Here is a 16,202-nt window from a genome sequence, read left to right as displayed (position 1 = left end):
ACGGACAGCCTGCCTCACCATGCGGATACTGATAGTCGAAGACGAACCCAAGATGGCGTCCTACCTGCGGAAGGGCCTGACGGAGGCGAGCTACACGGTCGACGTCGCGGAAAACGGCAAGGACGGGCTGTTCCTCGCATTGCACGAGGATTTCGACCTGGTCGTGCTCGACGTGATGCTGCCCGAGCTCGACGGCTTCGAGGTGCTCAGGCGGCTGCGTGCGCAGAAGCAGACGCCCGTGCTGCTGCTCACGGCCCGCGACGCGATCGAGGACAAGGTCGCCGGGCTCGAACTCGGCGCCGACGATTACCTGCTCAAGCCGTTCGCGTATGCCGAATTCCTCGCCCGTATCCGCTCGCTGCTGCGGCGCGCGCCGCGCAACGTGCGCGACGTCCTGCACGTCGCCGATCTGGAAATCGACCTGCTCAAGCGCCGCGTGCGGCGCGCCGACGCCCGCATCGACCTGACCGCACAGGAATTCGCGCTGCTGCAGCTGCTCGCGGAACGCGAAGGCGAGGTGCTGACGCGCACCTTCATCACGTCGCAGATCTGGGACATGAATTTCGACAGCGACACGAACGTCGTCGATGCGGCGATCAAGCGCCTGCGCGCGAAGATCGACAACGCTTACGAGAAGAAGCTGATCCACACGATCCGCGGCATGGGCTACGTGCTCGAGGATCGTTCGTGACCGCGCGCCCCGCGTCGTATTCGCTGCTGCGGCGCCTGACGCTCGCGTTCGCCGCCGTCGCGGCGCTCGTGTTCGCGCTGACCGGCGCGTATCTCTATCGTTCGCTGTCCGCCGAACTGACGCGGCGCGACGACATCGAGATCTCCGCCAAGCTCAACCAGTTCCTGCAACTGGCACGCGCCAGCGGCTCGACGGCCGCGCTGCGCGCCGACCCGGCCGTGTTCCATGACGTGCTGCTGTCACATCCGGGCGTCTATCTCGGCATCTACGATGCGCGACACCAGCCGCTCGTCGAGCATTCCGACGAAGCCGGCAACACGCTCGCATCGGTGATCTCGGCGCCGCATCCGGCTGGCAGCGCCGATGGGCCGTTCACGTGCGCGCCGCCCGGCATCGGCACGTCGCGCTGCGTGTACGCGCGCGAAACGCTGCCGTCCGGCGAAGCGATCGAGGTCGCGCTCGCGCGCACCGCGACCGATCGGCAGTCGCTGCTCGAAAGCTATCGCGTCGACATCTGGCTCGCGGCGGCCGTCGGCGCGCTGCTGGTCGGCGCGCTCGGCTACGCGGTCGCGTCGCGCGGCCTGCGCCCGGTCGAAAGCCTCGGCCGGCAGACGTCGCGCATCGAGGCGCACAACCTGAACGCACGCCTCGACGCGCGCGGCGGCCCGGTCGAATTGCGCGAGTTCGCCACGTCGGTGAACCGGATGCTCGACCGCGTCGAACGCGCGTTCGTGCGGCTGTCGCAGTTCTCGTCCGATCTCGCGCACGACATGCGCACGCCGCTCGCGAACGTGATCAGCTCGTCGCAGATCACGCTGTCGCGCGCCCGCACCGTCGACGAATACGAAGCGCTGATCGAATCGAACATCGAGGAATGCGAACGGCTGCAGCGGATGATCGAGAACATGCTGTTTCTCGCGCGCACCGACAATGCGCGGCAGCACCTGAAGACCGCCGAACTGGACGCGGGCAGCGAACTGCGCCGGCTCGCGTCGTATTTCCAGGCGTTGGCCGACGAGGCCGGCGTGCGCATCGACGTGCATGGCGAAGCGCCGGTTGTCGCGGACGCGACGCTGTTCCGGCGTGCGGTGAGCAACCTCGCGTCGAATGCGCTCGAACACGCGCAAGCCGCGTCGACGATCGAGCTGGCCGTGTCCGTACAAGGCAGCTACGCCGTCGTCGAAGTCACGAATCGCGGCGTCCCAATTCCGCCCGAACAGGTCGAGCGGATCTTCGAGCGCTTCTACCGGATCGATTCGTCGCGGCACGGCGCGGCGCGCAACGCGGGGCTCGGGCTCGCGATCGTGAAGTCGATCATGGAGCTGCATCGCGGCAAGGTGGAAATCGCGAGCCGCGACGGGCGCACGACGTTCGCGCTTTATTTTCCGCGCGGCGCCGATCGTTAGCGCGTGCGCCGCCGCGTCGTGCGGCTAGCGATCCTGCACCGTGCCGAACGACGTGCGAACGCACACGAGCAGCGCGATGGTCGCCGCGCTGAACACCGCCCCCGCGTAGAACGTGGCAGCAGCACCGGCCCGGTCCCACAGGAAGCCCGCGACGACGCTCGATACGAGCGTCACGATGCCGCTGATCAGGTTGAACACGCCGAACGCCGTCCCTCTCAATTCGGCCGGCGCGGCATGCGCGACCATCGTCGCGAGCAGCCCTTGCGTCATGCCCATATGGAGCCCCCACAGCGCGACGCCGACGAGCACGGCCGGCCAGTGCGCGCCGTGCGCCAACACGATATCGGCGGCGATCAGCATGACGAGCCCGACCACCATCAATGTCGTGTGGCTCGTCGTATCGGCGAGCTTGCCGAACGGATAAGCGGACAACGCGTACACGACGTTCATCGCGACCATCACGAGCGGCACGAGCGCGACGGGCACGCCGCTGCCCATCGCGCGCAGCACCAGGAACGCCTCGCTGAAACGCGCGAGCGCGAACACGCCGCCGACGGCCACGACCCACCAGTAGCGGGCGCCGAGTTGCGCGACGACCTCGCGGCGGATCGGATTGACGCGCGGCTCGCCCGGCGCACGCGCCGGTTCGTCGATGCCGAACGCGAGCAGCGCCACGGCGAGCACGCCCGGGATCACGGCCAGCCAGAACGCGAGGCGGAAATCGTCGCGCCACACCAGCATGATGACGACGGCCAGCAGCGGCCCGAGGAACGCGCCGACCGTATCGAGCGACTGGCGCAACCCGTACGCGGCGCCGCGCAGGTGAACGGGCGTGACGTCGGCGACGAGCGCATCGCGCGGCGCGCCGCGAATCCCCTTGCCGACGCGGTCGACGATGCGTGCGGTCACCACGACGCCGATCGTCGGCGCGATCGCGAACAGGGGCTTGCTGAGCGCGCCGAGCGCGTAGCCGGTCACCGCGAGCCATTTGCGATTGCGCAGATAGTCGCTCAATGTGCCGGAGAACACCTTGACGACCGGCGACGTCGCCTCGGCGATCCCCTCGATCAGGCCGATCGTCGTCGCGCTCGCGCCGAGCCCCGCCATCAGGAACATCGGCAACAGGCTGTGGATGATTTCGGACGACACGTCCATCAGCAGGCTGACACAGCCGAGCACCCACACGCTGCGTGGAATCTGCCGAAGAATGCCGGTCGATGAGTCGGTCTGCATGGGTCGCTCCGGTTCAGGAATCCAGATGTCGAATGCCTGTGATGCTACTGCAGTCCCATGACACGACCGCACGCCGTGCGTGCGCGCCCGCTATTCCGCCGTATCGCGCCGAAGTTTCGCCTGCCGGCGCGTGCGGTCGTTGAGGATCTGGTGCCGGCGATGGTCGGTCAGTTTCTTCCAGTCGCGCGCCTCGTCGCGGGTGCGCAGGCAGCCGACGCAAAAGCCCGTGCGGCCGTCGAACGCGCACAGCTCGATACACGGCGATTTCACGGCCACGATCAGGCCGCCTTCGCGGGCGTCAGCACTTCGACGGTCACGTGCGACACGCCGTCGAAGCCCGCGACCAGCGCATGGTAGAAACGTGCATCGCGCGCGGTGTCGGCCGATTCGACCGACACGATCGCGCTCATGTGCCCGGGGCCCACGCGCCACACATGGAGATCGTTGACCGTGTCGCCGAGCGCCTCGATCGCACGGCGAACGTTGTCCGTCAGCTTGCGATCGACGTTGACGTCGAGCAGGATCCTGCCCGTATCGCGCATCAGCCCGTACGCCCAGTTGGCGATCACCAGCGCGCCGACGATGCCCGCGAGCGGGTCCATCCAGACCCATCCGAACGCGCGCGCGAGCAGCAGGCCGACGATCGCCAGCACCGATACGGCCGCGTCGGCGATCACGTGAACGTAGGCCGACCGGATGTTGTGGTCGTGATGCGCGGCCGAGTGCGAACCGTGAGCATGATGCGCGTGGTGCGCGTCGTCGTGGTCATGATCATGGTCATCGTGGCGGTCGTGCCCGTGCGCATGGTGATGGCCGTGACCATGCCCGTGATGGTGGTCGCCGCTGAGCAGCCACACGCTCGCGAGGTTCACGGCAAGCCCCAGCACCGCAATCGGAATCGCTTCGCCGAAGTGAATCGGCACCGGCGCCAGCAGGCGCGCGATCGCCTCATAGCCGATCAGCACCGCGATCATCGCCAGCACGATCGCGCTCGTGAAACCGGCGAGGTCGCCGAGCTTGCCGGTGCCGAACACGAAACGCGGATCGTCGGCATGCCGGCGCGCATAGGTATAGGCCAGCGCGGCGATCAGCATCGCGCCCGCGTGCGTCGACATGTGCAGCCCGTCGGCGACCAGCGCGAGCGAGCCGAACAGCGTGCCGCCGACGATCTCGGCGATCATCATCGCCGTACACAGGCCGATGACCATCCACGTCTTCCGCTCGTTGCGCGCGTGTGCGGCGCCCAGAAATGCGTGGCTGTGCGCGCCGCCCGCCGCCGCGCCGTCGAATTCGTTCATGTTTGCATCCGGTTACTTGAAATAGCTGTGCACGACCTCGATCAGCTGCTCGGTCGCGCTGCCCTCGTGCGCATCGGGCGTGTCCGCATCGACGAGATGCGACCGGATGTGGTCTTCCAGCACGACGGCCAGCAGGCCGTTCATCGCGCCGCGGCAGCTCGTGATCAGTTGCAGCACGTCGTTGCAGCCGCGCTCTTCTTCCAGCGCCCGCTCGATCGCTTCCACCTGTCCCTTGATACGGCGCACGCGGTTCAGCAGCTTCTGTTTCTCGCGGACGGTATGACTCATCGATGGCTCCTGTATAGGGTAGGGGAGTATATCTCCGGAAGGCTGCCCCTATAGGGTGGAGGGGTATATTTTTTTCGAGACGAAGGCTTGTCGAAAGAAAACCGCTCGGCTAGACTGCTCTCCGTCTTTGGGGAGTAGCCTGCTTTCCGCCCCCGGAAAGCGAACGCGTCAACACACTCGGCCTGCGGCCGTGGCGCGTTCGGCCTGATCGGCTTGGCGAGACCATCGGCACATCGCGTCGTTCCTGGTCGGACGTCGGCGGATGTGTCATGGTTCGTCAGCGTCCGACCACGGAGTCCCCATGTTCCTCCCTGCTCGCCTTGCCCACGCCACCGCTGCCTGCGGAGGTGCCGCATGACCTTCATGTTTGTCGAACTGGCGTTCATGCTGGTCGTGATCCTCGTCGCGGCCGAAGTCTTCACCAATGCGCTCGAACATCTCGGCGAACGCCTGAAGATTTCCGAAGGCGTGACCGGCTCGCTGTTCGCGGCCGTCGGCACCGCGCTGCCCGAAACGATGGTGCCGCTGCTCGCGCTGGCCGGCGGCACGTCGAACCAGGCCGTGAACGAGGAGATCGGCGTCGGCGCGATTCTCGGCGCGCCGCTGATGCTCGCGACGCTCACCACGTTCCTGATGACGCTCGCCGTGATCCGCACGCGCGGGCTGCGCGGCACGATCACGCCGGAACGCACCGGCTTCGTGCGCGACATGAACACGTTCCTCGCCGCGTTCTCGCTGGCGACCGTCGCGATGTTCGTTCCGCATCACAACTGGGCCATGCGCGCGCTGCTCGCCGCGATGCTGGTCGGGCTCTACGTGATGTACGTCGTGGTGACGTTCCGTGCATCGACCGGGCTCGTCGATGCCGGGCACGGCACGGAGGCGCCGCACGCGATGTTCCTGTCGCGCATCGGCCTGCCGACCAACCTGGCGACGATCGTGCTGCAACTGCTGATCGGCGTCGCGCTGCTGGTGGGCGGGGCGAAGGGCTTCATTCACGGCGTGGAAGGCGTGTCGCACGTGCTCGGCGTGTCGGCGCTGCTGCTGTCGCTGATCATCGTGCCGATCGCGACGGAACTGCCGGAGAAGGTCAACAGCGTGCTGTGGATCCGCCGCCGGAAGGACACGCTCGCGTTCGGCAACATCACCGGCGCGATGGTGTTCCAGGGCACGCTGCTGCCGGCGATCGGCATCATGCTGACGCCGTGGGAGCCGCGCCCCGAAGTGCTGACCGGCGTGATCATCACGCTCGCGGCAGCGGCCTGGCTGCGCATCAATGCGCGCACGCGCGGGCTCGCGATCTGGGCGTTGCTCGCGAACGGCGCGGGTTATGTGGGGTATCTGGCGGTGACGCTGGCGCGCTAAACGCCGGTCGGGCGCGCCGGCCGACCAACACGTCGGCGCGGCGCGCTTCACGGCGCCGGATGCGGGCGGCGGCTGCGACGCCCGCATCCCGCCGATCAGGAACCCTTGACGAGTTTGACGATCGTCAACGTGCCGTCGACCTTCTCGATCCGCACCTTGACCTGGTCGCCCGCATGCGCTTGCGCGAGCATCGCCGCATCCTTCGCCTTGAACGCCATCGTCATCGGCGGCATCCCGACGTTCTGCAGCGCGCCGTGCTTCAACGTGATCTTGCCGCTCGCGGCATCGACCTTCTTCACTTCGGCGTCGGTCAGCGCGGCGTTCGATTCCGCCGCGCCGTCCGACGACATCTTCATGCCGGACATGTCCATGTTCGACATCTCGCCGGCGGCAAGCGCCGGTACCGCGAAAGCACTCAGCGCGACGACAGCGGTTGCAGCAGCGATCAATTGATTCATCTTCATCGTGATTCTCCGGTGGGAAGGGATGGCACGTTCGTGCCGGAAGGAACTGCCTCGGAATGCCGCGCTCGGCCCGCGCTTCGCGCACGACGGCGCTGCAGCAGAAGCCACGCGGCGGGAATGACGAACATCGACAGCAGCGGCGCCGTGACCATGCCGCCGACCATCGGCGCGGCGATGCGCTGCATGACTTCGGAACCGGCGCCGTGGCCGATCATGATCGGCACGAGGCCGGCGAGCACGACGGCGACCGTCATCGCCTTCGGCCGCACGCGCAGCACCGCGCCTTCGCGAATCGCGTCGAGCAGCAACGCATCGGTCAGCGGTTCGCCGGCATCGAGCCGGCGCTGCAGCGCGCCCTTCAGGTACAGCAGCATCACCACGCCGAATTCGGCCGCCACGCCCGCCAGTGCGATGAACCCGACCGACGTCGCGACGGACACCGCATGGCCGAGCGCCCATACGAGCCAGAATCCGCCGACCAGCGCGAACGGCACCGTCGACATCAGCAGCAACGCGTCGGCCGCCGAATCGAACGTGACGAACAGCAGCACGAAGATCACGACGAGCGTGACGGGCACGACGGTACGCAACGTCGCCGCCGCGCGTTCGAGATACTCGAACTGTCCCGACCACGCGATCGAATAGCCGGGCGGCAACGCGACCTGCCGCGCGACGGCCTGCTGCATCGCACGAACCGCCGTGCTGAGGTCGACACCGCGGAGATCGACGTACACGTAGCCGGACAGCCGTGCGTTCTCGCTGCGGATCATCGGCGGCCCGTCGGCGATCGCGACACGCGCGACGTCGCCGAGGCGAATCTGCGCGCCGCGCGCGGTGACGACCGGCAGTTGCCGCAAGTTGTCGAGCGAATCGCGGATCTCGCGTGGATAGCGGATGTTGATCGGGAAACGCTCGCGCCCGGCGATCACTTCGCCGACGTCCTCGCCGCCGATCGCCGACGACACGACCGACTGGATATCCGCCACCGACAGCCCGTAACGCGCGGCGGCGAGCCGATCGATGTCGACGTCGACGTAGCGGCCGCCGTTCAGCCGCTCCGCGAGCGCGGACGTCACGCCCGGCACGCGCTTCACGGCGGCCTCGACCTGCGTCGCGATCGCGTCGATTCCCGTCAGGTCCGGCCCGGAAATCTTCACGCCGACCGGCGTCTTGATCCCGGTGGACAGCATGTCGAGCCGGTTGCGGATCGGCGGCACCCATACGTTCGACAGGCCCGGCACCCTCACCGTCCGGTCGAGTTCGTCGACGAGCTTCTCCGGCGTCATGCCCGGCCGCCATGTACTGCGCGGCTTGAAGCGGATCGTCGTCTCGAACATCTCGAGCGGCGCGGGGTCGGTCGCGGTATCGGCGCGACCCGACTTGCCGAACACCGTGTCGACCTCGGGCACGGTCTTGATCAGCCGGTCGGTCTGCTGCAGCAGTTCGCTCGCCTTGTCCGCCGAGATGCCCGGCAGCGCGGTCGGCATGTACAGCAAGTCGCCTTCGTCGAGCGGCGGCATGAATTCGCCACCGAGCCGCGACAACGGCACGGCCGTCAGCACGAGCGCGACGACTGCCACGCCGATCGCGGCCCACGGGCGCCGCAACGTCGCTTCGAGCAGCGGCCGGTACAGGCGGATCAGCACGCGATTGATCGGGTTCGCGTGCTCGTGCGGAATGCGGCCGCGCACCAGATAGCCCATCAGCACCGGCACCAGCGTCACCGACAACCCGGCGGCGGCCGCGATCGTATAGGTCTTCGTGAACGCCAGCGGCGCGAACAGCTTGCCCTCCTGCCCTTCCAGCGAAAACACCGGAACGAACGACAGCGTGATGATCAGCAGCGAGAAGAACAGCGCGGGCCCGACTTCCGCCGCCGATGCCGCGACGAGCTCCCAGCGACGCGCGGCGGTGATCGGCTCGCCCGGATGCGCGTGGTCGTACGCTTCCAGATGCTTGTGCGCGTTCTCGATCATTACGATCGCCGCGTCGATCATCGCGCCGATCGCGATCGCGATCCCCCCGAGCGACATCAGGTTCGCATTCACGCCCTGGTAGCGCATCACGATGAACGCGACCAATACGCCGAGCGGCAGCGACAGGATCGCGACCAGCGCGCTGCGCAGATGGAACAGGAATACCGCGCAGACGACACCGACGATGACGAATTCCTCGATCAGCTTGTCCGTCAGGTTGTCGACCGCGCGCGCGATCAGTTGCGATCGGTCGTAGGTCGTGACGATCTCGACGCCGGCAGGCAGCGAACGCTTGAGGTCGGCGAGCTTCGCCTTCACCGCGTCGATCGTCGTCAACGCGTTCTTGCCCGAGCGCATCACGACGACGCCGCCCGTCACTTCGCCCTGCCCGTTCAGTTCCGCGATACCGCGCCGCATCGCCGGGCCGACCTGGATGCGTGCGACGTCGCCGAGCAAGACCGGCGTGCCGGTGTCGTCGGTGCGCAGCACGACGTGACGGAAATCGTCGAGCGTGCGCAGGTAGCCGGACGACCGCACCATGTACTCCGACTCGGCCAGCTCGACGACCGAGCCGCCGGAGGCCTGGTTGGCCTTGCCGAGCGCCTCCGCGACCGCCGCCTGCGTGATGCCGTATGCACGCAGCTTGTCCGGGTCCAGCACGACCTGGTACTGGCGCACCATGCCGCCGATACTCGCGACTTCGGAGACGTCCGGCACGGCCTTCAGTTCGAACTTCAGGAACCAGTCGTTGAGCGCGCGCAACTGGCCGAGATCGTGACGGCCGGTGCGATCGACGAGCGCGTACTCGTATACCCAGCCGACACCGGTCGCATCGGGCCCAAGCGACACGGTCGCGCCCGCCGGCAGGCGGCTCTGCACCTGGCTCAGGTATTCGAGCACGCGCGAGCGCGCCCAGTACGGATCGGTGCGGTCGTCGAACAGCACGTAGACGAACGCGTCGCCGAACGACGAGTACGCACGCACGGTTTTCGCGCCGGGCACGCCGAGCAGCGTCGTCGTCAGCGGATAGGTCACCTGATCCTCGACAACCTGCGGCGCCTTGCCCGGATACGACGCCTTCACGATCACCTGCGTGTCCGACAGGTCGGGCAATGCGTCGAGCGGTGTCTGCCGCAGCGAATGCACGCCCCATGCCGCGAGCAGCACGGTGGCCAGCAGCACCAGAAACCGGTGATGGACGGACCAGTGAATGATGCGCGCGATCATCGCTCACCTCCCTGCGGCTCGACCTTCGTCAGCCGGTAGCCGTCGTCGGTCTGCGTGAACGCGAAACGCACGGTCTGCCCCGGCTTCACGTCCGGAAACGCGCGCACCGACGGCTTGCCGAACGCCATCGTCATCGCGCCCCAGCCGAGCGCCGGCACCGGCTGATGCGAGAACGTGATGTCGTCGGCGGTGACCTTCTCCACCTTGCCGGTGGTTTCGTACACCGGCGCGCTTGCCGTCGCGGACGATGCGGCCGAGCTTGCGCCTGCCGCCCGCTCCAGCCGCGGCAGCACGCTTTTCAGGCTGGCTTCCGAATCGATCAGGAACTGCCCCGATGCGACAACCGTATCGCCTTCGTTCAGCCCGCCGAGCACTTCCGTGTCGCCGCCGACGTCGTTGCCGACCGTCACCGACACCGGCTGGAGCCGGCCGTCGCCGAGCTTCACGATGACGATCGTGCGCTGGCCGGTCGCGATCACGGCCTCGGACGGCACGAGCAGGCGCGACACCGTCTCCCTCGCGGCGACCCGCACGCGCATCAGCATGCCGGGCGTGAGCTTCAGCGATGCGTTGTCGATCTCCACGCGCGCCTGCAGCGTGCGGCTGCCCGTGCTGATGCCGGGCAGCACTTCGCGGATGCGTCCGCTGAAATGCCGGGCCGGATCGCCCGCGAACGTCGCGTCGACCGACATTCCCGGCCGCACGTTCAAAGCGAGCGCTTCCGGCACCTCGACGATCAGCCACAGCGTCGCCAGCCCGGCGATCTTCGCGAGCGTCTGGCCGGGCGCGACCATCGCGCCGTCGCGCACGTTCAGCTCACTGACGACGCCCGTCTCCGGCGCGCTCAGCACGACGTGCGTCTGGGCGCGGCCGGTGCGATCGAGAGTCGCGATCATCCCGTCCGGAATCGACAGCGCGCGCATTCGTGCGCGCGCCGCATCGAGCAGGTTGCCGTCCATGCCGCCGCGCTTCAGCGCGAGATATTCCTCCTGCGGCGCGAGCCAGTCGGGTACGAACAGCGATGCGACCGGCGCACCCTTCGCGATGCGCTGCATCGGCGCGCGTGCATACAGATGGTCGATGTAGCCCGTGACGCGCGACTGCACGACCTCCACGCGCGCTTCGTCGAACTGCGTGGTGCCCACCGCGTCGAAGCCGGCCGCCGTCTGCTGCCGACGCACGGTCGCATAGCGGATGCCGAGGTTCTGCTGCAGGCCCGGATCGATCCGGATGCCTGTCGCGCCACCGCCTTCGTCCGCATAGACCGGCTGCAACTGCATGTCCATGAACGGCGATTTGCCCGGCTTGTCGAAGTGCTGGTTCGGCACCATCGGGTCGTGCCAGTACAGCACCTTGCGTGCGGCCTGCTGAGCCGGTACACCCGACGGTATGCCCGACGGCGCAGCGGCGGGCATGGCGGTCGTCGCCGCGCCGCTCGTCGCATGGCGAACGCCCGCGAAATAGCCAGCGCCGACGAGCACCGCGCCGGCGGATGCGATCAGCGCCGCACGCATCAGTGATTGCCTTGTCATGAGCGTCTCCTTCACTGCGCGGCGGCCATTGCCGACGGCACGACCTGATATTCGAGCTGTGCCCAGGTCTGCGACACGTCGCGCCTGAGATCGAGCACCTGTAATTGCGCTTCGAGTTGCGCACGTCGCGCGGCGAACGTGTCGGCGAGCGACCCCGTGCCGGCCCGGTACGCCGCCGTCGCGAGCTGCACGCGCTGGTCGGCGGCCGGCAACAGCGCGGCGCTGAGGTTCGCGATGCGTTCGCGGCCGCTCGCCAGCATGTCGGATTGCGTGCGGATGTCGGCCTGTACCTGGCGCAGCGTGTCCTCGTACATCAGGCGCGCCTTCGTCGCGAGCGCGGCCTTTTCGGCGACGTCGCGGTTCTGGCGATTCTTGCGATTGAGCGGCAGCGGAATCGAGACGCCGACCGACACCATGTTCGAATACGCGCCACCGCGCTGCTGGTACGCGATTTCCCACGTCCAGTTGGGGCTGCGCTCGCTGTTCGCGACCGCGGCGTCGGCTTCGGCCACCGCGATGTCGTCCGCGGCGGCGACGAGCGCTGGCTGCGACAGGCGCAGTTCGTCCGGCGGCAACGACGATACGAAGGATTCGGGCGCGGGCGGCGTACCGGCCACGTCCATCACGGGCACCGCCGTCCAGCGGGCCAGCGCGATGAGCGCGGTGCGATACGCCTGCTGTGCCTTGAGCACCTGGTCCTGCGTCTGCGCGAGCATCGCGCGGGCCTGCACGACGTCGCCCGCGCTCGCCTTCGCGCCGCGATACGATGCCTGCGTCGCGTCGAGTTCATGGTTCATGTGGCCGAGCAGCGCCTGCTGAAGCGCGAGCGCCTGCTTCGCATAGACGGCATCGAGCCAGGCCGTCGCGGTCTGCCGGCGCACGGCCGCGAGCTGCACGAGATAGCCGGCGCGCTCGCGGCCGACCTGCTCGTCGGCCAGCGCGGTACGCAGCCGCCGCTTGTCGCCGGACACCCATTCCTGCTCGATGCCGATGCGGCGCATCGTCATGAAGTCTTGGCCGACGGTGAAGCGCTGCCCGCCGTTGACCGGCAGGTTGTCGATGCCGGCCTTGAGCATCGGGTCCGGCAACTGGCCGGCCTTGACGGCCGCTTCGGAACGCGCGAGCACGGAAGCCTGCGCGGCCTGCATCGACGCGGAACGATCGGTGGCGGACTGCAGCGCGGCGTCCAGCGTCAGCGGCGACGGTTGCGCGTGAACGGCGCCCGCCACCAGCAGCGCGGCCCACGGTACGGGCGCGCGCCGACCTGCACGCGGCATGCGCAGCGTGCGGAAAACGAATGACATGGTGTAACCCCAAATCGGAATCCAAAGGGATTCCACGTCCTGCGCGCAGGACGAACCTCACCGCGTGCGCGGCGAACCGGTCAAATCGGGATCAGTTGATGCGTGGCGGGCGCCACAACCCGTTCGGGTCGCGAGCTGGGACGGACTGCGTGTAGTGGAAGACGATCGTGCTGGCGAATGCAGCGGGACGGTTGACGTCGGCGCGGGCGGCCGGGTGGTAGAGACTGCCGAACTGGCATTGGGCCGTCACCTTGCAGGCCATGCCCTTGGCTTTGGCCTTCGCGTGATCGGCGGATGGCGGCTGCATCGAATCGCAATCGCTCATCTCGGCGGACATGGCCATGTTCATGCCCGTGTCCGCGTCCATCGACATCGTGTGCTGCATCGGACATTCACCGGTCAGGCCGCTGGCTGCCAGCCCCGTGATGGGCAGCACCGCGCACAGCAGCAGCAGGATGAAGGTCCGAAGCAGTTTCATGGCGGCGATTATAGCGCGCACTGTTGCGGCATGGCGCGGCGTCGCTACGGCGAAACGACGCGCCCTCTCCGCTGCGGCGGCTGCGCGTCATCGCAACAGCTTGTCCGCCGCGAGCACCGCCTGCACCGCCGGCCGCTCCCGCACTCGCTCGTACCACGCACGCAGATGCGCATGCCGGCTCAGGTCGATATCCGCGTTGTACACCGAGCGCATCCAGTCGGCCTTGCCCCAGCCGGTCAACGCGAACAGGTACGCATCGGCGACGGTGAACGTGTCGCCGGTGACGAACGTCCTGCCGTCGAGCTGGCGGTCGATCCATGCGAAGCGGCCGTCGAGCTTCTGCCGCACGGGCTCGACGTACTTCCCCGCCTGCACCGCATACAGCAGCGGGATGAAACCCTTGTGGATCTCGGTGCCGAGAAAGTTCAGCCATTCCATCAGCCGGTAGCGCGCGAGCGTGCCGTAAGCGGGCGCGAGCGCGGCGTCCGGGCGCTGGTCCGCGAGATACTGCGCGATCACCGGCCCTTCGCGCAGCATCGTGCCGTCGTCGAGTTCGAGCAGCGGCACGTAGCCGAGTTCGGTCACGTCGTAGTAATCGCGGCCGCCTTCGACGACATGCTTGCGCGCATCGACCTTGACGATCTCGGCGTCGATATCGGCTTCGCGCAGCACGATGCAGATCGCCTGCGAACAGCTGCCGGGAGCGTGATAGAGCTTCATATGTTTCCTTCGTGGGTGGTCCATGTATCGATTCGCCGCGACGCGGACGCTAATATCTCGCATCGGCGCATGGCTGAGAAGACGGCAGTCGTTTGTGCCGTAGTCACAAAAAATTTACCGACCAGGATTCGGCGCGATGAAAACGAGTGCGACAGGATGTTCCGTTGAAGAAGCGATGCGCATGCTCGGCGGCCGCTGGCGGCTGCTGCTGGTGTCGTATCTGCTCGACGGGCCGCGCCGCTTCAGCGACCTGCGGCGCGACATGCCGGGCATCTCGCAGCGCATGCTGACGCTCGACCTGCGTGCGCTGGAAGACGCGGGGCTCGTGCGGCGAACCGTCTATCCGGAAGTGCCGGTGCGCGTCGAGTACGATCTCACCGCGGACGGCGACCGGCTGCGGCCGGTGGTCGACGTGATGCGCGAATTCGGGCTGTGGCTGAAAGCGCGCGACGTGCAGGCCGACGCGATGCCCGACAACGCGGCTGAGACCGAAACGACGATGTATGCTCACAAATAACCCTTCGGCAGGAACTACGTTCATCAGTTGCTCCGAGAAACCCCGTACTTCAGGACGGGGAAGAAAGGCGTGCTGTTGACAGACAGCTTCTTCCACGGGATAGGATCACCTACATGATTCTTGTCTATCGCTACCGGGTGAAGTCGCTCAACGGACTGCTCAACAAGCAGAGCCGTGTGGTGAACTACGTCTGGAACTTCTGCAACGACACACAGAAGCACGCGCTGAAGTGGAACAAGAAGTGGCCGACCGGTTTCGACTTGAATGTGCTCACGACCGGCAGCAGCAAGGAACTCGGTATTCACTCCGGCACGGTCAACGCGACGTGCGAGCAATATGCGAAGTCGCGCAGTCAGCGCCGTCGGCCCTACCTGCGCTATCGCGGCAGGAAATCGTTGGGCTGGGTGCCGCTGAAGGGCCGTGACCTGAAGCGCGAGGGTGACGCGTTCCGTTTCGCCGGCAACACGTTTCGCGTGTTCAACAGCCGACCGCTTCCCGAAGGCAAGATCAAGGACAGGACCAACTTTGCGCAGGATGCACGCGGCAACTGGTTTCTCAACATCGTGATCGAGATGCCGGATGTGCAGGCCCGCCCGATCCGTTCCGGCGTCGGCATCGATCTCGGCCTGAAAGACTTCGCCACACTTTCGACCGGAGAGAAGCTGCCCAATGACCAGTTCGGTCGGCGCGCGGCGGAGAAGCTGGCGAAAGCGCAGCGAGCACGCAAGCACAAGCGGCATATCGCGAAGCTGCACGCCAAGGTCGCGAACTCCCGCGCCGACTTCCAGCACAAGCTCGCGCTCGATCTGGTGCGGCGCTTCGATTACATCGCGGTCGGCAACGTGTCGGCGGTCAAACTCGCCAGAACCAGGATGGCGAAGAGCGTCTACGACGCATCCTGGTCGTCCTTCCGAAACAAGCTCCGTTACAAAGCGATCGCGCACGGAGCCACGTTCGAGGAAGTGGACGAAAGCGGTTCTACCCAGTCCTGTTCGTCGTGCGGGTCGAAAGACAGCACGACGCGGCCGAAAGGTATCGCGGGACTGAGAATAAGAGAGTGGGCCTGCAGTAGATGTGGTGTCGAGCATGATCGAGATACCAACGCTGCGTTGAACATTCTCCGATGCGGACGTGCATCGCCAGGTGTGGGAATCCTCTCTCTTTCGGGAGAGGAGGACGTCAAGGAACTTCACGCTACCGTCGGCACGGCCACGTCCGACCTCGACGACGACGAAAGCTTCGCCAATATCTACTGTCACGATGCGGAGCAGGACTATTGCTTCGCGCTGTCGCGCTTTCCGGACGATGCGCGGATCGAAGTGATGGTGCGCGACCAGCTCAACGTGCGCGTCAAGGATCTGTCGGTGTGTCTGACCGACGACACGATCGACGTCGAGATCGAACCGGGCATCGCCGCGCGGCTCGACGGCCAGACGCGTTACGTGATCCATCTCGCGCCCGGTCAGTACGATCCGGGCACGCTGCGCGCTGCGTTGAAGGAGATCTTCGTCGGCAAGAGCGGCTATCGCGACGACAGCACGGGCGGCTGACCGTTCGCCTGCTTGCGCTCTTTCGTGACGACGCCGGTCCGCGCCTGTCGGCACGTTCCCATATATTGAACGGCAAACGTCCCATTAATGGGGATACCTGCCCAAATGTTGACGCACGCCGCGCCACGGCTCTAACGTTCGCCCCAACGCCAT

Annotated in this window: 15 protein-coding genes, 1 pseudogene and 1 riboswitch; of the genes and pseudogenes, 6 read left to right on the top strand and 10 right to left on the bottom strand. The window is 66.9% G+C overall.

Translation table 11 applies throughout. The features are described from left to right. The first annotated feature begins 19 nt into the window (after positions 1-19). Positions 20-691 (top strand): heavy metal response regulator transcription factor, encoded by a 672-nt coding sequence (locus tag KU887_RS27705; protein ID WP_034202840.1) that lies wholly within the window; start codon positions 20-22, stop codon positions 689-691. Further along, complete coding sequence (locus tag KU887_RS27700; protein WP_258256312.1) at positions 688-2,097, top strand: heavy metal sensor histidine kinase; 1,410 nt, start codon at positions 688-690, stop codon at positions 2,095-2,097. The genes KU887_RS27705 and KU887_RS27700 overlap by 4 nt, the downstream gene beginning before the upstream one ends. Positions 2,098-2,121: 24 nt before the next feature. Here KU887_RS27700 and KU887_RS27695 read toward each other — a convergent pair whose 3' ends face one another. The 4 genes from KU887_RS27695 to KU887_RS27680 form a co-directional block, all read right to left on the bottom strand. Continuing rightward, positions 2,122-3,330 carry an MFS transporter gene (locus KU887_RS27695; protein ID WP_258256310.1) on the bottom strand — a complete coding sequence of 403 codons (1,209 nt, stop codon included), beginning with the start codon at positions 3,328-3,330 and terminating at the stop codon, positions 2,122-2,124. Positions 3,331-3,420: 90 nt separating this feature from the next. Further along, positions 3,421-3,606 carry a DUF1289 domain-containing protein gene (locus tag KU887_RS27690; protein ID WP_006484585.1) on the bottom strand — a complete coding sequence of 62 codons (186 nt, stop codon included), beginning with the start codon at positions 3,604-3,606 and terminating at the stop codon, positions 3,421-3,423. Positions 3,607-3,608: 2 nt separating this feature from the next. Next, positions 3,609-4,628 (bottom strand): CDF family Co(II)/Ni(II) efflux transporter DmeF, encoded by a 1,020-nt coding sequence (dmeF, locus tag KU887_RS27685; protein WP_006484514.1) that lies wholly within the window; start codon positions 4,626-4,628, stop codon positions 3,609-3,611. A gap of 12 nt (positions 4,629-4,640) precedes the next feature. Continuing rightward, positions 4,641-4,916: a metal/formaldehyde-sensitive transcriptional repressor gene (locus tag KU887_RS27680; protein ID WP_006479857.1), complete on the bottom strand. Its 276-nt coding sequence runs from the start codon at positions 4,914-4,916 to the stop codon at positions 4,641-4,643. A gap of 117 nt (positions 4,917-5,033) precedes the next feature. Next, positions 5,034-5,201: riboswitch (yybP-ykoY riboswitch) on the top strand. Between the two features lie 69 nt (positions 5,202-5,270). Here KU887_RS27680 and KU887_RS27675 point away from each other — a divergent pair. Beyond that, positions 5,271-6,281: a sodium:calcium antiporter gene (locus KU887_RS27675; protein ID WP_258256309.1), complete on the top strand. Its 1,011-nt coding sequence runs from the start codon at positions 5,271-5,273 to the stop codon at positions 6,279-6,281. A gap of 95 nt (positions 6,282-6,376) precedes the next feature. Here the strand turns inward: KU887_RS27675 and KU887_RS27670 are convergent, their stop codons facing one another. The 6 genes from KU887_RS27670 to gstA form a co-directional block, all read right to left on the bottom strand. Then, entirely contained in the window at positions 6,377-6,745 is a 369-nt protein-coding gene (locus KU887_RS27670; RefSeq protein ID WP_058902683.1) for a copper-binding protein, read from the bottom strand. Further along, on the bottom strand, positions 6,742-9,948 hold the full coding sequence (locus KU887_RS27665; protein ID WP_060267412.1) for an efflux RND transporter permease subunit: 3,207 nt from the start codon (positions 9,946-9,948) through the stop codon (positions 6,742-6,744). The genes KU887_RS27670 and KU887_RS27665 overlap by 4 nt, the downstream gene beginning before the upstream one ends. Next, positions 9,945-11,480: an efflux RND transporter periplasmic adaptor subunit gene (locus KU887_RS27660; protein ID WP_058902681.1), complete on the bottom strand. Its 1,536-nt coding sequence runs from the start codon at positions 11,478-11,480 to the stop codon at positions 9,945-9,947. Before KU887_RS27660 ends, KU887_RS27665 begins: the two co-directional genes overlap by 4 nt. Positions 11,481-11,491: 11 nt before the next feature. Next, positions 11,492-12,784 carry a TolC family protein gene (locus tag KU887_RS27655; RefSeq protein WP_058902680.1) on the bottom strand — a complete coding sequence of 431 codons (1,293 nt, stop codon included), beginning with the start codon at positions 12,782-12,784 and terminating at the stop codon, positions 11,492-11,494. Between the two features lie 91 nt (positions 12,785-12,875). Beyond that, positions 12,876-13,262 (bottom strand): hypothetical protein, encoded by a 387-nt coding sequence (locus tag KU887_RS27650; protein WP_058902679.1) that lies wholly within the window; start codon positions 13,260-13,262, stop codon positions 12,876-12,878. A gap of 87 nt (positions 13,263-13,349) precedes the next feature. Continuing rightward, the gene (gene gstA / locus KU887_RS27645) at positions 13,350-13,982 is read right to left on the bottom strand and encodes a glutathione transferase GstA (protein ID WP_212126827.1); all 633 of its coding nucleotides are present in this window, start codon (positions 13,980-13,982) and stop codon (positions 13,350-13,352) included. 136 nt (positions 13,983-14,118) lie between these two features. Here gstA and KU887_RS27640 point away from each other — a divergent pair, with 136 nt between their 5' ends. The 3 genes and pseudogenes from KU887_RS27640 to KU887_RS27630 all read left to right on the top strand — a co-directional run bounded on the left by KU887_RS27640 (position 14,119) and on the right by KU887_RS27630 (position 16,049). Further along, positions 14,119-14,499: a helix-turn-helix domain-containing protein gene (locus tag KU887_RS27640; RefSeq protein WP_062910098.1), complete on the top strand. Its 381-nt coding sequence runs from the start codon at positions 14,119-14,121 to the stop codon at positions 14,497-14,499. 113 nt (positions 14,500-14,612) lie between these two features. Then, positions 14,613-15,662 (top strand): annotated as a pseudogene (locus tag KU887_RS27635) (RNA-guided endonuclease InsQ/TnpB family protein); the annotation flags it as partial. Further along, positions 15,651-16,049, top strand: coding sequence for a hypothetical protein (locus KU887_RS27630; protein ID WP_175793125.1), 399 nt, complete (start codon positions 15,651-15,653; stop codon positions 16,047-16,049). The pseudogene KU887_RS27635 and the gene KU887_RS27630, both read left to right, overlap by 12 nt. Positions 16,050-16,202 lie beyond the last annotated feature (153 nt).

Source organism: Burkholderia sp. EMB26 (assembly GCF_024730645.1).
Taxonomy (GTDB): domain Bacteria; phylum Pseudomonadota; class Gammaproteobacteria; order Burkholderiales; family Burkholderiaceae; genus Burkholderia; species Burkholderia cenocepacia.
The sequence above is the reverse complement of the archived record's forward strand: the minus strand, read 5'-3'. Positions and strand labels throughout refer to the sequence as shown.

Bases quoted from the DNA above. Each gene is read 5' to 3' on its own strand.
- KU887_RS27655 (WP_058902680.1), bottom strand. From the start codon at position 12,784: ATGTCATTCGTTTTCCGCACGCTGCGCATGCCGCGTGCAGGTCGGCGC.
- KU887_RS27695 (WP_258256310.1), bottom strand. From the start codon at position 3,330: ATGCAGACCGACTCATCGACCGGCATTCTTCGGCAGATTCCACGCAGC.
- KU887_RS27675 (WP_258256309.1), top strand. From the start codon at position 5,271: ATGACCTTCATGTTTGTCGAACTGGCGTTCATGCTGGTCGTGATCCTC.
- gstA (WP_212126827.1), bottom strand. From the start codon at position 13,982: ATGAAGCTCTATCACGCTCCCGGCAGCTGTTCGCAGGCGATCTGCATC.
- KU887_RS27640 (WP_062910098.1), top strand. From the start codon at position 14,119: ATGAAAACGAGTGCGACAGGATGTTCCGTTGAAGAAGCGATGCGCATG.
- KU887_RS27705 (WP_034202840.1), top strand. From the start codon at position 20: ATGCGGATACTGATAGTCGAAGACGAACCCAAGATGGCGTCCTACCTG.
- KU887_RS27665 (WP_060267412.1), bottom strand. From the start codon at position 9,948: ATGATCGCGCGCATCATTCACTGGTCCGTCCATCACCGGTTTCTGGTG.
- KU887_RS27670 (WP_058902683.1), bottom strand. From the start codon at position 6,745: ATGAAGATGAATCAATTGATCGCTGCTGCAACCGCTGTCGTCGCGCTG.
- KU887_RS27650 (WP_058902679.1), bottom strand. From the start codon at position 13,262: ATGAAACTGCTTCGGACCTTCATCCTGCTGCTGCTGTGCGCGGTGCTG.
- dmeF (WP_006484514.1), bottom strand. From the start codon at position 4,628: ATGAACGAATTCGACGGCGCGGCGGCGGGCGGCGCGCACAGCCACGCA.
- KU887_RS27680 (WP_006479857.1), bottom strand. From the start codon at position 4,916: ATGAGTCATACCGTCCGCGAGAAACAGAAGCTGCTGAACCGCGTGCGC.
- KU887_RS27660 (WP_058902681.1), bottom strand. From the start codon at position 11,480: ATGACAAGGCAATCACTGATGCGTGCGGCGCTGATCGCATCCGCCGGC.